At 67.1% G+C, this 14,396-nt stretch carries 14 protein-coding genes; 10 read left to right on the top strand and 4 right to left on the bottom strand.

All coding sequences use genetic code 11. The features are described from left to right. A partial coding sequence (locus B1964_RS24565; protein WP_253194168.1) for a VWA domain-containing protein occupies positions 1–699 on the top strand: 699 nt, incomplete at its 5' end. Here B1964_RS24565 and B1964_RS24570 read toward each other — a convergent pair. Beyond that, positions 673–1,239 (bottom strand): hypothetical protein, encoded by a 567-nt coding sequence (locus tag B1964_RS24570; protein ID WP_240524215.1) that lies wholly within the window; start codon positions 1,237–1,239, stop codon positions 673–675. The two genes, B1964_RS24565 and B1964_RS24570, sit on opposite strands and share 27 nt — an antisense overlap. A 104-nt stretch (positions 1,240–1,343) precedes the next feature. Between B1964_RS24570 and B1964_RS24575 the strand changes: the two genes are divergently transcribed. Next, the gene (locus tag B1964_RS24575; protein WP_079931653.1) at positions 1,344–2,006 is read left to right on the top strand and encodes a DUF1707 domain-containing protein; all 663 of its coding nucleotides are present in this window, start codon (positions 1,344–1,346) and stop codon (positions 2,004–2,006) included. A gap of 13 nt (positions 2,007–2,019) precedes the next feature. Here the strand turns inward: B1964_RS24575 and B1964_RS24580 are convergent, their stop codons facing one another. Next, on the bottom strand, positions 2,020–2,655 hold the full coding sequence (locus tag B1964_RS24580) for a TetR/AcrR family transcriptional regulator (protein WP_079931654.1): 636 nt from the start codon (positions 2,653–2,655) through the stop codon (positions 2,020–2,022). Positions 2,656–2,740: 85 nt separating this feature from the next. On the opposite strand from B1964_RS24580, the gene B1964_RS24585 reads away from it, so the two are divergent. Beyond that, positions 2,741–4,240 (top strand): MFS transporter, encoded by a 1,500-nt coding sequence (locus B1964_RS24585; protein ID WP_253194169.1) that lies wholly within the window; start codon positions 2,741–2,743, stop codon positions 4,238–4,240. Positions 4,241–4,278: 38 nt separating this feature from the next. Here the strand turns inward: B1964_RS24585 and B1964_RS24590 are convergent, their stop codons facing one another. Continuing rightward, a complete protein-coding gene (locus B1964_RS24590; protein WP_079931656.1) occupies positions 4,279–5,211 on the bottom strand; it encodes an AEC family transporter in 933 nt (310 codons plus the stop codon). A gap of 136 nt (positions 5,212–5,347) precedes the next feature. On the opposite strand from B1964_RS24590, the gene B1964_RS24595 reads away from it, so the two are divergent. The 3 genes from B1964_RS24595 (at position 5,348) to B1964_RS24605 (ending at position 7,152) form a co-directional block, all read left to right on the top strand. Next, the gene (locus B1964_RS24595; RefSeq protein ID WP_079931657.1) at positions 5,348–6,028 is read left to right on the top strand and encodes a DUF4190 domain-containing protein; all 681 of its coding nucleotides are present in this window, start codon (positions 5,348–5,350) and stop codon (positions 6,026–6,028) included. A gap of 168 nt (positions 6,029–6,196) precedes the next feature. Further along, positions 6,197–6,370 carry a 50S ribosomal protein L32 gene (rpmF, locus tag B1964_RS24600; RefSeq protein ID WP_014359175.1) on the top strand — a complete coding sequence of 58 codons (174 nt, stop codon included), beginning with the start codon at positions 6,197–6,199 and terminating at the stop codon, positions 6,368–6,370. A gap of 101 nt (positions 6,371–6,471) precedes the next feature. Continuing rightward, complete coding sequence (locus B1964_RS24605) at positions 6,472–7,152, top strand: trimeric intracellular cation channel family protein (RefSeq protein WP_079931658.1); 681 nt, start codon at positions 6,472–6,474, stop codon at positions 7,150–7,152. 831 nt (positions 7,153–7,983) lie between these two features. Here B1964_RS24605 and B1964_RS24610 read toward each other — a convergent pair. Further along, positions 7,984–8,754 carry an SDR family oxidoreductase gene (locus B1964_RS24610; RefSeq protein ID WP_079931659.1) on the bottom strand — a complete coding sequence of 257 codons (771 nt, stop codon included), beginning with the start codon at positions 8,752–8,754 and terminating at the stop codon, positions 7,984–7,986. Positions 8,755–8,925: 171 nt separating this feature from the next. Here B1964_RS24610 and B1964_RS24615 point away from each other — a divergent pair, with 171 nt between their 5' ends. The 4 genes from B1964_RS24615 to nirB all read left to right on the top strand — a co-directional run. After that, a complete protein-coding gene (locus B1964_RS24615; RefSeq protein WP_079931660.1) occupies positions 8,926–9,876 on the top strand; it encodes a diiron oxygenase in 951 nt (316 codons plus the stop codon). Beyond that, positions 9,876–11,459, top strand: a complete 1,584-nt coding sequence (locus B1964_RS24620; RefSeq protein WP_079931661.1) for an FAD-dependent oxidoreductase — start codon at positions 9,876–9,878, stop codon at positions 11,457–11,459. Before B1964_RS24615 ends, B1964_RS24620 begins: the two co-directional genes overlap by 1 nt. Before the next feature lie 151 nt (positions 11,460–11,610). Continuing rightward, complete coding sequence (locus B1964_RS24625; protein WP_079931662.1) at positions 11,611–11,958, top strand: molybdopterin oxidoreductase; 348 nt, start codon at positions 11,611–11,613, stop codon at positions 11,956–11,958. Then, on the top strand, positions 11,958–14,396 hold a 2,439-nt coding region (gene nirB / locus B1964_RS24630), incomplete at its 3' end, for a nitrite reductase large subunit NirB (protein WP_172398961.1). The genes B1964_RS24625 and nirB, both read left to right, overlap by 1 nt.

Here is a 14,396-nt window from a genome sequence, read left to right on the forward strand (position 1 = left end):
CGCACCGTCGCCAACGCCGTGTTGCGCACTGCTGCGGAAGGGCATCCGACCAGCGACCTGCATCCGGGGGTGCGGATCGACGTGCGCGACGTGGAGGTCGCCGAGACCGAGGCCCGCACCCAGGCGGCGGTGGTGCTGCTCGTCGACACCTCGTTCTCCATGGAGATGGAGGGCCGCTGGACTCCGATGAAGCGCACGGCGATTGCGCTCAATCACCTCATCTCGACCCGATTCCGCAGCGACGAACTGCATCTCATCGCGTTCGGCCGTTACGCCCGGTCGATCGACATCGCCGAACTGACCGGGTTGCAACCGCGCATGGAGCAGGGCACCAACCTGCACCACGCGCTGCTGCTGGCCGGACGGCATCTGCGCCGGTTCCCCAATGCGCAACCGGTGGTGCTCGTCGTCACCGACGGTGAACCGACCGCGCACCTCGACCCGAGCGGCGAGCCGTTCTTCTTCTATCCGCCGCACCCGCAGACCATCGCATTGACCGTCCGCGAGCTCGACCACGTTGCCCGCCTCGGCGCGCAGGTCACGTTCTTTCGGCTCGGCGAGGATCCCGGGTTGGCGCACTTCATGGATCAGATCGCCCGCCGCATCGGGGGTCGGGTCATCGCCCCCGACGTCGACGGTCTCGGCGCGGCGGTCGTCGGCGACTACCTGCGCTCACGTCGGGGGCCACGGCGGGGCTGACGAGGGAGCAGGCGGTGCCGGCGGGGGTGTGCGCCGCCGTCCGATCAGCCACAGGACGAGACCGGTGATCGCGACGGCCAGACCGAAGCCGCCGCCGAACACCGCGAGCAGGATGCCGCCGATGCCGGAGAACAGTCCGCCCACCGACACCGGTGGGGCACCGACGACGTAGGAGTCGCCGCAATCGAGCGCGTACACACCGCCGCTGGTGATCGAGTACTGGGCGAAGGACCGCACGGTGGTGTTCCGGTAGGTGAACGAGTACGTCGAATTCGACTGTCGGCGTTGGGCTCCCGGGCCGTTGACGGCGCACGACGGGAAGGCGTCCTCGGACGCGTCGGATTGTGTTCCCGGCGCGTAGAGCACCAGGGTGTCGCCGGCGTCGAGGTGGTGTGTCGCCGACCCTCGGATCTCGAATGCCCGCGCCGAGGTGTCGGAAACCTTCGACAGCCCGATCACCGCGATCGGAATGCCCGCGCCCAGGCTGACGACCACCGCGATCATGCCGAGCCACATCAAGACCTTGCCCACTCGCCGCATGGCCCGATCGTGCCAGACCGCGAGCACTCCGGTGGCGATCTCAGGGTCGGATCTCAGGGTGTTCACCAATGTCGGGGCCGGCTGGACCGGCCTAGTCTGAACGGGTGAGCACTGCAGAGGACCCGACCTACGACGACGACCGTCGATCGCGGATGCGCGCCGCCGACGCCGATCGTGAACTGGTGCACGAGATCTTGTCGGCGGCGATGGAGCAGGGGAGCCTGACCCCCGCCGAGTACGAGGAGCGAGCGGGAAAAGCGGTGATGGCCAAGACCTTCGGTGAGCTCGATGCTCTCACCGACGATCTGCCGGTCACCCAGCTCGGGGTGGCGCTACCGGAGCCCGACGCGCCGTATCCCTCGACGGTGACCACCGGAAGCGGCCGCGAACCGATCCGCAGCCGTCTGGCGATCATGTCGGGCAGCGAGCTCAAGGGGCAGGCGGCCGTCGCCGATCAGCTCTCGGCCACCGCGATCATGGGCGGCGTGGAGATCGACCTGCGGGAGGTCGAGTTCACCGCACCGCATCTGACGATCGAGTGCGTCGCCATCATGGGCGGCATCGACATCACCGTGCCGCCGGATGTGGCCGTGGAGGTCGGCGGCGGCGCCATCATGGGCGGATTCAGCAACAAGGCGTCGGGGCCGGGTGCGCCGGGCGCACCCACCATCCACGTCACCGGCTTCGCACTGATGGGTGGGGTGGACGTGAAACGCAAAGAGCGCGGCGAGAAGCCGCGCAGGCCCTGGCAGTGCGGCGGGCACTGAGGCGAACGCTGCGTCAGCCCACCCGCCCGTAGATCATCCGGCTGATCGTCTGTGTGAGAGCGTCGAGGGCGTGCGCATCACGCGCGTCGTCGGGGTCGCCCTGTGCGAGTTCGGCGAGCCGCCCGTCACGCACGATGGCGACCAGGGTGGCGAGTTCGGCGGCGGCCGGCCCGTCCGGGGCGAGGTCGGCGGCGCGGTCGCGCTCGATCTTGGCGGCGAGCCTGGCCACGAAGCGTTCCCTCGCGCGGCCGAGGAATTCTTGTAGCGGCGGATAGTCGGACTGTCCCGATTGTGCCGCGCACGCGAGGATCGGACCGTTGTCGCGCCAGATCGCGGCGACCGCCGCCAGCTGGGCGCGCAGGCCGTCGAGGTCGGGGCCGTCGGAGTCGAACCACTCATGGGTGCTGGTGAATTCGTTCCAGGTCTGTTCCATCAGTGTGGCCAGGACGGCCTGCTTGGACGGGAAATAGAAATAGAAGCTCGTGCGGGAGATCCCGGCCGCCGAGGCGATCTCATCGATGGTGACCTGGCCGATCGGCCGGTGCGACAGCAGCCGCCGGGTGGCGGCGAGGATCTGCTCCTCGCGTCGGTCGCCCTTGGTCGGGGCGCCGCGCCGACGCCCCGCAGCCTCGGTCTTGGCGGAACTCATGGGTTCATCGTAGGGAACGGCACATAATCGACGTCACGTCGAACAGAATCGACACACTGTCGATTTCTGTTCTATGCTGGTCGGCATGTCTTCTTCGACCACCCGGCGTCCGGTGTCCCCGGCGCTCGTGATCGTCGCCGCTGCGGCGTCGGTCCTGTTGCTCTCGATGATCCAGACCCTCGCGGTGCCCGCACTGCCGCAGATCGGCGAGCAACTCGACGTCTCGCTGACGACGGTGGGCTGGGTGACCACCGCGACGATGCTCGCCGCGTCGGCGTTCACCCCGCTGTTGGGTCGCCTCGGAGACGTCTACGGTCACAAACGCGTGATCCTGGCCGCGCTGGCATTGACGCTCGCCGGCAGTCTCGTTGCCGCGCTTGCCGATTCGATCGACGTGCTCATCGTCGGACGAGTCCTGCAGGGTGCGAGCTTCGGCTTGTTCCCGCTGGCGATCAGCGTGCTGCGCGAAGAACTCCCGCGTGAGCGACTCACCGCCGCCATGGCAATCACCGCCTCGGCGCTCGGCGTGGGCAGCGGACTGGCCCTCGTGGCGACCGGGCTGCTCACCCGCGACGACGCCGACTATCGCCGGATCTTCTGGCTGTGTGTGGCGATGACCGTCGTGGTGATCGGTCTGATGCTCGCCGCCGTCCCGAACCGTGCCGGATCGGGTGGACGTGTCGATTACGCAGGTGCGCTGGTGCTGGCGATCGGACTGGTGTGTCTGCTGTTGCCGACCTCGCAGGGCCACGACTGGGGGTGGGGATCGGCGCGGGTGATCGGTCTCTACGTCGCCGCCGTCGTCGTCCTCGTCGGATTCTGGGTCCTGCAATCGCGCCGGGCGACGCCACTGGTGTCGGTGGATCTGCTCAAGCACCGCGCTGTGCTCGCGACCAACACCGCGTCACTGTGCGTCGGGTTCGCGATGTTCAGCGTGTTCCTCGGCGCCACCTACTTCGTGCAAACCCCGGAACTGTTGGCGGGCTACGGGTTCGGCGCCTCGGTCCTGCGGACCAGCGTCGTGTTCATGCTGCCCGCGGCGATCGTGTCCATCCTCGTCGGACCCATCGCCGGACTGCTCGTCGCCCGCCGCGGGCCGCGGGTGGTGCTGCTCGGCGCGGCCCTCGTGGGGGTCGTCGGCATGATGATGCTCACCGTGCTGCACGACAACACCGGAGAGATGATCGGCGGCCTGATCGTCGCGAATGTGGCTGTGGCAGCGGCATATGCGGCCATGCCGGCGCTGCTCGTCGCCAACGTGGAGCCACAGGAGACCGGGATCGCCAACTCCATCAACTCGATCATGCGGACCGTCGGCGGCGCGGTCGGCAGTGCCGTCATCATCACCGTGCTCGCCGCCGAGGTGGCGGTGCACTCGGTGCACGGTGTGTCGGTGGCGTTGCCCACCGAGAACGCCTACCGGGTGGCGTTTCTGCTGGGTGCCGGGGCGTTCGCGCTCGCCGCGGCGTTGGCGGCCTTCGCCATTCCGCGCGGCGGACACCCGATGAGCGCCCATCAGCGCGAGGAGGAGATCGCCGTCGGCGCCGCCGGAGAGTTCTCGACGGCATCGGTGTCACTCGACTGATCGGTGTCACTCGACTGATTGGGGCGAAACCCCGACGATCAGGCCAGGAGCCACGCGATGATCGCGATCGCCGGGATCGACGCGAGTGTGGTGATCAACGCCGTGTCGCGGGCGAGTACCTGACCTCGCCGGTATCGGGTGGCGTAGACCAGGACGTTCTGCGCGGTGGGCAGAGCGGCGATCACGGTCTGCGCGAACAGTTTGTGGCCCTGCTCGCCGAAGCCCCAGCGCGCGATCGCGTAGACGAGGACCGGCATCGCGATGGTCTTCAGCACGGTCGCGAGCACGATGTCGCGTCGCGGGCTCTGCCCCTTCTTGAACACCGTCACCCCGGTCAGCGACAGACCGAAGGCGAGAAGGGCTCCCGGCACCGAGGCATTGCCCAGCATCTTCAACGGTTCCAGGATCGCCTGTGGTGGGGTCCATCCGATCGCGGAGAGGACTACCCCGAGCACGCCGCCGATGACGATCGGGTTGGTCAGCGGCAACACGACCGCATCACGAAACGGGTGACCGGTCCCGCGTTCCAGCGCGGTCAGATCCAGTGCGGTCAACGCGATCGGCGAGTAGATGAGGATCTGGAACAGCAGCAGCGGCGCGATGAACGACGCGTCGTCGAGCACGAAGATCGCAATCGGCACACCGAGATTGACGCTGTTGACATACGACGACGACAGTGCGCCGATGACCAGATCGGGAGTCGGTCTGCGTAACAACACCTTTGCGACGACGAAGTACAGCAGCCCGATGATCAGCGCACTGCCGCCGGCGATGACCAGGGTCGAGGAGAACACTACCGACAGGTCGGTGGTCACCAGCGAATAGAACAGCAGCGCCGGGGTGGCGACGAAGAAGACCAGCCGGGAGAGCACCTCATGGGCATGGTCACCCAGCAGTCCGGTCCGGCCGAGCAGGAATCCGACGCCGACCATGATGAAGATCGCGGTGAAACCGGAGACGACGCCTGACACCCGGTCGAGTGTATTGCCGCGTCAGCGGTACCGATCGAACGGATGAGTCGCCGGCTTCGGTGTGCGGTGGTGGCCGACCGGTTCGCTATTCTGATCGGCATCACGCCTCCGGGCGGCCGATCAGGAAGGTCGAAGCATGTCCACACCGCAGGATGACCGCGGGCACTCACCGGACTCCGGCGCATCGCCGGATGACGAGACGACGATCCATCACCCCAAGATCGACTTCAGCAAGCCGACCACACCGTCCGACGACGCGTCGCAGTGGCAGTCGACCCAGCTGAACCCCACGCCCCCGACACCGTCGCAGGGTGCGGGGCTGCCGCCGTTGCAGCCGCCGGCGTCGTCGGCGTCGTCGACTCCGCCCGCCTACGGCGCACCGTCGTATCCGGCGTCCGGGACGCCCGGCTACGGTCAGCCCGGTCAGGCTGCGCCGGGCTACGGCCAGCCGGCCTACGGACAGCCCTCCTACGGGCAACCTGGCTATGGACAACCCGGTTACGGGCAGCAGCCGGGGTATGGGCAACCGGGATACGGGCAGCCCTACGTCGGTGTGCCGGCCAAGCGCACGAACCCGATGGCCATCGCGGCGCTCGTCGTGTCGCTCGTCGGCTGTGGGTGCCTGAGCTGGCTCGGGATCGTGTTCGGGGTCATCGCCCGAAACCAGATCAGGGACTCGCAAGGCACCGAGGAAGGCGAAGGATTGGCACTCGCCGGGATCATCATCGGTGCCGCGGCGCTCGTGATCTTCCTCGTCTACATCGTCATCAACATACTGATCGGCGGTTTCGCGGCGTTGTCGTCGAGTTCGTCGTGACGGCCGCTGGTCGGGGCTGACGGCGCGTTTTGGATCCGCGACCACCCGCCGGGTAGTCTGGTGGGGTTGCGTGTCGCGCCTAACTGCCGCGGACGCGCTGACCAGGAGCAATCATCCCCCGTACTCGGTGCGGATGAATGGCGAGACCACGTAGAGAAGGGCACGATCATGGCTGTACCGAAGCGCCGGATGTCGCGGGCGAACACCCGCAGCCGTCGTTCGCAGTGGAAGGCGGACAACCCCGCACTGCAAGAGGTCAAGGTGAACGGCGTCGCGCAGCGCATCCCGCGCCGCCTCGTCAAGGCCGCGCAGGCCGGCATCATCGATCTCGATCGCCGCTGAGCGAACCTTTGACCGGATAGCCGGTCCACAACGTACCGACCGCCCCGGGAGTTTCTCGGGGCGGTCGTCGTTGTGAGGGGCGGTCGCCGTGAGGAGTACCCGTGTTGCTGCAGATTCTCACCATTGCCGGCATCGCCGTGTTCGCCGCGTCGGGCGCGGTGCTCGGTGTGCGCAAGGACTTCGACCTCTGGGGCATCCTCACCGTCGCGATCCTCACCGGTGTCGGTGGCGGCATCCTGCGTGATCTGCTCCTCGGGGTCACCCCGCCCACGTCCCTGCAGACCTGGCCGCCGGTCGCGACGGCGGCCATCGCCGGTGTCGTCGTCTTCTTCTTCCATCCGGCCTTCACCGAATTGCGTCGCACGATCCTGGTGCTTGATGCTTTCGGTATGGGACTGTTCGCCACGACCGGTGCGAGCGTCGCCGTCGGCTTGCACGCGAGTGCGTTGGCCTCGGTGCTCGTCGGGATGCTGACCGCCATCGGTGGCGGTGTGATCCGCGATGTTCTGGTCAACGAGGTGCCGCTGCTGTTGCAGCCGGCCGATCTCTACGCGGTGCCCGCCCTCGTCGGTGCCGGTGTGTACGTCGCCGGGCACGCCATGTTCCCCTCGGCGCACGGGGTGTTGCTGGTGGCCGGGGCCGCGATGGCCACGACCCTGCGTCTGTGCGGACTCGCGTTCCGATGGCGCCTGCCCGTCGCCCCGCGTCGGACCACCGTGTGGCCGACCCCGCGACTACCGCGACGCCGGGCCGGGAAGCAGTCGGGCGAAGTCGATTCGTAGGCGGGCGCTCTTTCCGGTGGTCGAGGTGTGACGAGCCGCCAGGCGAGGAGCCTCGAGGCCTCTTGTGTCGGGGCTGGTTTCGGGTTCCGGCGTTTGTGTGCGGTGGTCTCGAGACGCTCCGGCTCGCTGCGCTCGCGCGGGGCTCCTCGACCATCGGGGGGAAGGGGCTCCTCGGTAGTCGGGAAAAGCGGTTGCTCGACCATCGGGGGGAATACAGTTTCCACCGAATCGGGCTGAAATCAGCGATTTTTGGGGTCGGTGGTTCGCTGTGGTGGAAGTTGTATTTGTAGGTGGGCGCCTTTTCCGGTGGTCGAGGTGTGACGGGCCGCTAGGCGAGGAGCCTCGAGACCGATTGTGTCGGGGCTGGTTTCGGGTTCCGGCGTTTGTGTGCGGTGGTCTCGAGACGCTCCGGCTCGCTGCGCTCGCGCGGGGCTCCTCGACCATCGGGGGGAAGGGGCTCCTCGGTAGTCGGGAAAAGCGGTTGCTCGACCATCGGGGGGAATACAGTTTCCACCGAATCGGGCTGAAATCAGCGATTTTTGGGGTCGGTGGTCCGCTGTGGTGGAAGTTATATGCGTAGGTGGGCGCCTTTTCCGGTGGTCGAGGTGTGACGGGCCGCCAGGCGAGGAGCCTCGAGACCGATTGTGTCGGGGCTGGTTTCGGGTTCCAGCGGATGTGTGCGGTGGTCTCGAGACGCTCCGGCTCGCTGCGCTCGCGCGGGGCTCCTCGACCATCGGGGGGAAGGGCTCCTCGACCCATCGGGGAAAGGGTTCCTCGACCATCGGGGAAACGGGCTCCTCGACAGTCGGGGGCTCCTCGACCAGCGGGGGCCTACTGTGCGATCAGCTTGTTGACGGTGCGGTTCAGGAAGTTCGGGATGAACTTGGCGGCGTTGTTGAGGAACAGCGTCTGGGTGCCGACGGAGTAGCTGGTGCGGTGCAGCAGGCGATCGATGCGATTCGGGTTCACCGACTCGTAGACCTTCTCGGCAACCTCCTCGGGCGTGATGCGTACCCCGAGGGTCTTGGTCGACTTGGCGTCGTTGTCGGCGAGGGCGGTCTTGGCCCACAGCGGCCAGATGCCGACGACGCGGATGTCCTCGTGCTCCCACTCGAGTTCGAGGGCTTCGGTGAGGCCGGCGACGTAGAACTTGGTGGCCGAATAGGTGGCGATGCCGGGCTGGCCGTAGATCGCCGACGCCGAGGCGATGTTGACCAGGTGCGCGCCCGGCGTCTTCCTCAGGTACGGGTAGGCGGCCTGCGCGCCGAGGGTCACGCCCAGCGCGTCGATGTCGATCTGCGCGCGGATCGCCTCGGGGGTGATCTCGTCGAGGCGTCCCGCGACGAGGATGCCCGCGTTGTTGTCGAGGACGTCGAGGGTGCCGCCGGTGTGTTCGGTGAATGCGGCGAGTGCGTCGGCCCACTGTTGTGGTTCGCGGACGTCGAGGATTCCGGTGATGAAGTCGGGGTGATTGGCGGCCACCTTGTCGAGTGCTTCCCGGTTCACGTCGTAGACGCCGACGGTCCACCCCTCGCGCTCGAACCGCTCGGCCGTCGCCAGCCCGATGCCCGACGCACCGCCGGTGATGAAGATGGAAGACATGTGCACTCCTCGGTGTGACCTGCGCAAACGTGGTACCACTCAGAACTTACTTGTGAGTATAGTAGCGAAGCTGTTTACCAGGTCACACGGGACTGCTATCTTGACAACAAGCGTTGATATGACATCAGCCGTTGTCATAGAAAGACCCGACCGAGACGGAGGCACCGCGACATGACCGCCGCAATGGACCGCACAGCTCCTCACACCCCCACTGACGACGACGGAGTCGTCGTCAGCATGCACGACCAGGGAACCGACGAGGTGTCGACGCGCCTGCTCGCGTCGGCGGCCCGGCTGTCGCGCAATGCGATGACCGAGATCGACTGGTCTCTGCCCATGGACCCGACGAAGTACGGCTGCAGCCCGGAATGGTCGTCGCTCTACGGCACCGCCTACTGGGACGAACTGACCGAGGAGCAGCGCATCTCGGTCACCCGCCACGAGTTCGCGTCGATCATGAACATCGGCATCTGGTTCGAGATGATCCTGCAGGAAATGGTCGTCCGCGATCAGTACCTCGGCGCCTACCACAGCCCCGAGTTCCAGTTCGCGCTCACCGAGATCGCCGACGAGTGCCGCCACTCGATCATGTTCGCCAAGGCGAGTGAGAAGATGGTCGGCACCTCCTACAAGCCCACCAAGTGGGTCGGTCGGCTCGGCAGGTTCTTCAAGGGCACCGCCAAGAACGAGGTCGCCTACGCCGGCATCCTCGTCGCCGAAGAGGTCCTCGACGTCTTCCAGCGCGGCTGCATGCGCGACGAGCGGGTGCTCCCGTTCATCCGTACCGTCAACGAGATCCACGTTCTCGAGGAATCGCGGCACATGAAGTTCGCGCGCGAAGAGGTGCGTGAGTCGATGCAGGGCATCAGCTGGGCCCGCCGCCAGTTCAGTGCGCTGTACGTGTCGGTGGCCGCGTACATGATCGTGTCGAGCCTGGTCCAGCGCAAGGCATTCGAGGACGCCGGACTCGACGCCGACCGTGCCGTGGAGGAGATGAACCACAACTCGCACTTCCAGTCGATGATCCGCAGCAGCTGCGCGCATCTGATGGAGTTCCTCGACGAGGTGGGCCTGCTGACCCGCCCGGCGATGCACTACTATCGGAAAGTGCACATGCTCTGATGTTTGTCATCACCCAATCCTGTTGCAGCGACGCAGCATGCGTGTCGGTCTGTCCGGTCAACTGCATCCACCCGACTCCTGAGGAGCGGGGCTTCGGGACCTCCGACATCCTGCACATCGACCCGCAGGCCTGCATCGACTGTGGTGCTTGCGCCGACGCCTGCCCGGTGGACGCGATTTTCCCCGCCGACAAGCTCGGCACCCGCGACAAGGTCTTCGTCGAGATCAACGCCGACTACTACAAGAACAACCCCGACGTGACCTCGGGGTGGTCGGACGTGGTCTACCCGGAGATCCCGAAACTTCCTGCGGGACTGCGCGTTGCGTTGGTCGGCACCGGACCGTCGGGTGGTTACGCCCTGCGGACCCTGCTCGACCGCACCGAGGCACAGGTGACCGTCATCGACAAGCTGCCCACCCCCGGCGGTCTCGTGCGTGCCGGCGTGGCCCCCGACCATCCGGGTACCAAGGGTGTGTTGCGCGGCTTTGACCTGCTCTACCGCGATCCCCGCGTCACCATGGCCACCAACGTCGAGGTGGGGGAGGCGCCGGGGCAGATCACCCCCGCCGAACTCGCGGACCATTTCGACGCCGTGTTCTATGCCGTCGGCGCGAGTGAGTCACGGCGCCTGGGGATTCCGGGTGAGGAGCTTGCCGGCTCGACGTCGGCGACCGAACTCGTTGCGTGGTACAACGCGGTGCCCGGCGCTGACGCCGCACCCCCGATCCGTCGCGATCACACCGCGACCGGCCGGGCCGTCATCGTCGGCACCGGCAACGTCGCTCTCGACGTCGCCCGTATCCTCATCTCGCCGCCGGAGTTGTTGGCCACCACCGACATCGCCGACCGTGCGCTGCGCATCCTCGAGGAGCAGAACGTCCACGAGGTCGTCGTGCTCGGCCGTCGTGATCAGGCGTCGGCGGCCTACACCTCGGCCGAATACCGTGCGTTGTCGACGATTCCGGGTGTGGAGGTCGTCGTCCACGACGATCCCGACGCCGAATTGCCGGACTTCACCGGTCCCGCCGACCCGCAGCACCGTCGCATCGTGTTCCTCTTCCACTCCGCCCCGGAGCGCATCCTCGGCCAGACGCAGGTCGAGGCCGTCGACGTCCGAACCGGATCGCACACCCGTCGCATCGCTGCCGATCTCGCGGTGCGCTCCATCGGGTATCGGTCGGTGCCGATCGCTGGACTGCCCTTCGACGACGCGCGTGGCGTGTTCCCCAACGACGAGGGCCGGATGCTCGATGAGCACGGGCAGGTCATCCCGGGCGTCTACGTCCTCGGGTGGGCCAAGCGCGGCCCGAGTGGCGGCATCGGCGCCAACAAGACGTGCGCGCAACGCACCGTGGAGGACTTCATCGACGACGCCGTCGCGGGTATCCTGCCCCGATCCGGGCGTGCGGCCGAGGAGTTCGGAGCGTTGTTGCGCAAGCGAACCCGCCACGTCATCGGCTACCGCGGCATGCGCGCCATCGACCGCATCGAACGGCGTCGCGGCGAGGAGCAGGGCCGCCCGCGTGTGAAGTTCACCCGCATCCCCGACATGGTCGGCGCTGCGGGATGGCGCAAACGATGACCGTGGGCCCGGGCCGTCGTCCATCGGCCCGGGCCAACATCGCAACCCCGGGGTGCGTCGCACCCCGGCGTCGGTGCCACGTGAGCGCCTGACAACGCCCTCGTAACACGGCAGCAAGTCGTATTTCACGCGGCGTCGGGATAGTGGCCCCATGGCCAGTACCCCGCACTTCCTTCAGGGCGTCTTCGCGTTCACCGGCTCCGGGCTCGCCAAGCCCGCGCCGATCGATCCGGGGCTGTCGTATGTGGTGCCCTCCGGACTGACCGCGCAGCCGTTGTACTTTCGCGGCGGCAACAGCTCCGGCGAACTGATTTCGGTGACCCTCATGCGTGACGGCTCGCCGATGCGGATCTTCCCGATGGGCGCACGGGGTGCGGTCAACGTGCCGCTGCGGGTGGTGCAGGACGTCGACCCGGATTCAACCCTCGAACTGCTGCTCGCCGCACCCGAGGGGTGCATGGGCGAGGTCGTCATCGACTTCGGCATGGTGCTCATCTGATGGCGGACCAGGTGCCGGGGGATGAGGGTGCGGTCGCGACGCGTCGCCTCGTCGTTGTCGGCAACGGCATGGCCGGTGCCCGGACGGTCGAGGAGATCCTGGCACGCGGCGGCGGTGAGCAGTTCTCGCTCACCATGATCGGCGACGAGCCGTACGGCAACTACAACCGGATCATGCTGTCGCACGTGCTCGCCGGGGAGAGCACCGTCGATGACGAAGACCTCATGCTGAACCCGATGTCGTGGTACGCCGACAACGGCGTCATCCTGCACGCCGGCGACCGCGCGGTCGCGGTGGATCGCTTCGCCAAGACCGTCACCTGCGAGAGCGGCACGGTCATCGGCTTCGACGTACTGATCATCGCGACCGGATCGCACACCTTCTTCCCGAACATGGACGGACTCCGCGAACCCGACGGCCGGTTGGCGCGAGGGGTTTTCGGATTCCGCACGATCGCCGACACCAACGGCATGCTGCAGATGGCCACCTCGCGTGATCACCTGCGCGCGGTGGTCATCGGTGGTGGGCTCCTCGGGCTCGAAGCCGCCCACGGCCTGAGCGCCCAGGGCGTCGCGGTGGACGTGGTGCATTCACCCGGACACCTGATGAACCAGCAACTCGACGAACGCGGCGGAAAAGTCCTGCGCAACACCATCGAAGCACTTGGGGTGGGCGTGCACACCGGCAAACGCACCACCGCAGTTCTGCGCACCGACACCGGAACCGTTGCGGGCGTGCAGTTCACCGATGGTGACACCCTGCCCGCCGACATGATCGTGGTGACCGCGGGCATCCGCGCCAACGTCGAACTGGCGCGCGGCGCCGGGCTGGTCGTCGAACGCGGCATCGTCGTCGACGACCAGATGCGGTGTGAGGACGAGGCATTCATCTACGCCGTCGGTGAGTGCGCACAGCACCGCAGCGAGGTGTACGGGCTGGTCGCGCCGCTGTGGGAACAGGCGGCGGTGCTCGCCGATGTACTCACCGGCGCCGATCCGCATGCGGAGTATCACGGTTCGCGTCTGACCACCAAGCTGAAGGTGGCGGGCGTGGACGTCGCGGCGATGGGTGTCAAGGGCCCGGAACGCGAGGACGACGAGTTCGTCCAGTTCTACGAACCGCGCAACGGCATCTACAAGTCGGTGGTGGTGCGCGACAACAAACTCATCGGCGCGATGCTCCTCGGCGACGTCTCCAAGGTCGGCTTCCTCACCCAGGCCTTCGACGAGAAGGTACCGCTACCCGCCGAACGCATCTCGATGCTGTTCGACATGGGAACACCCAGTGCGGCAACCGGTGCCGCGGAGCTGTCCGACGACGCGCAGGTGTGCAACTGCAACGGCGTCACCAAGGGCGACCTGGTGGCGTGCGTCCGCGGCGGCGCCACCAGTGTCGCCGAGGTGTGTGCGGCCACCCGCGCGGGTAAGGGCTGTGGCTCGTGCAAGGGGCTCGTCGCCGACGTCGTCGAGGTCGCGGCCGGTGACGCATTGACCTCCGATGCCTCCGCCGACTGGTACGTCCCGTGCATCCCGTTGGCGAAACCCGAACTGATCGAGGCGATCCGGCGCCAGGATCTGCGGTCGGTCACCGCGGTGTTCGCCGCGCTCGCACCCGACGGGGAGGATGCGACGGCGAAGATGCCGTTGGCGTCGTTGCTGCGGGTGGTGTGGGGAGCCGACTGGCAGCGTGAACCGGGCGCGCTGTTCGTCAACGACAGGGTGCACGCGAACATCCAACGCGACGGAACGTTCTCGGTGGTTCCGCAGATGAAGGGCGGGGTCACCTCGCCGCAACAGCTGCGCCGGATCGCCGATGTCGCAGAGAAATACGACATCCCGATGATCAAGGCGACCGGCGGTCAACGGCTGGATCTGCTCGGCGTCACCAAGGAAGACCTCCCCAAGGTGTGGGCCGATCTCGGCATGCCGTCGGGCTATGCCTACGGCAAGAGCTTCCGGACGGTGAAAACCTGTGTGGGCACCGACTACTGCCGGTTCGGTCTCGGCGACTCGACGGCGTTGGGGATCGCCATCGAATCGCGCTATCAGGGACTGGAATCGCCGGCCAAGCTCAAACTCGCGGTCACCGGATGCCCCCGCAACTGTGCGGAGGCACTGTGCAAGGACTTCGGGGTGGTGGCCATCGGCAACGGACTCTGGGAGATCTACGTCGGCGGCGCGGCCGGCGCGCACATTCGCAAGGGTGATCTGCTGGCCACCGCCGACTCCCCGGAGGAGGTGATCCGACTGTGCGGCATCTTCATCCAGTACTACCGGGAGAACGCCAAGTGGCTCGAACGCACCTATGCGTGGGTGCCGCGGATCGGGATCGACGAACTGCGCGCGATCCTCGTCGACGATCGTGACGACCTCGTCGCGGGTTTGCAGGAACGTATCGACGAGGCCGTCGCCGGCTACGTCGACCCGTGGCTCCACCCC

Source organism: Gordonia sp. i37, from assembly GCF_002043085.1.
In the GTDB taxonomy this organism is placed as follows: Bacteria; Actinomycetota; Actinomycetes; order Mycobacteriales; family Mycobacteriaceae; genus Gordonia; species Gordonia polyisoprenivorans.

Coding starts and splice junctions, on each gene's coding strand:
- B1964_RS24625 (WP_079931662.1), top strand. CDS start 11,611: ATGGCCAGTACCCCGCACTTCCTTCAGGGCGTCTTCGCGTTCACCGGC.
- B1964_RS24610 (WP_079931659.1), bottom strand. CDS start 8,754: ATGTCTTCCATCTTCATCACCGGCGGTGCGTCGGGCATCGGGCTGGCG.
- B1964_RS24620 (WP_079931661.1), top strand. CDS start 9,876: ATGTTTGTCATCACCCAATCCTGTTGCAGCGACGCAGCATGCGTGTCG.
- B1964_RS24570 (WP_240524215.1), bottom strand. CDS start 1,239: ATGCGGCGAGTGGGCAAGGTCTTGATGTGGCTCGGCATGATCGCGGTG.
- B1964_RS24580 (WP_079931654.1), bottom strand. CDS start 2,655: ATGAGTTCCGCCAAGACCGAGGCTGCGGGGCGTCGGCGCGGCGCCCCG.
- B1964_RS24595 (WP_079931657.1), top strand. CDS start 5,348: ATGTCCACACCGCAGGATGACCGCGGGCACTCACCGGACTCCGGCGCA.
- B1964_RS24615 (WP_079931660.1), top strand. CDS start 8,926: ATGACCGCCGCAATGGACCGCACAGCTCCTCACACCCCCACTGACGAC.
- rpmF (WP_014359175.1), top strand. CDS start 6,197: ATGGCTGTACCGAAGCGCCGGATGTCGCGGGCGAACACCCGCAGCCGT.
- B1964_RS24585 (WP_253194169.1), top strand. CDS start 2,741: ATGTCTTCTTCGACCACCCGGCGTCCGGTGTCCCCGGCGCTCGTGATC.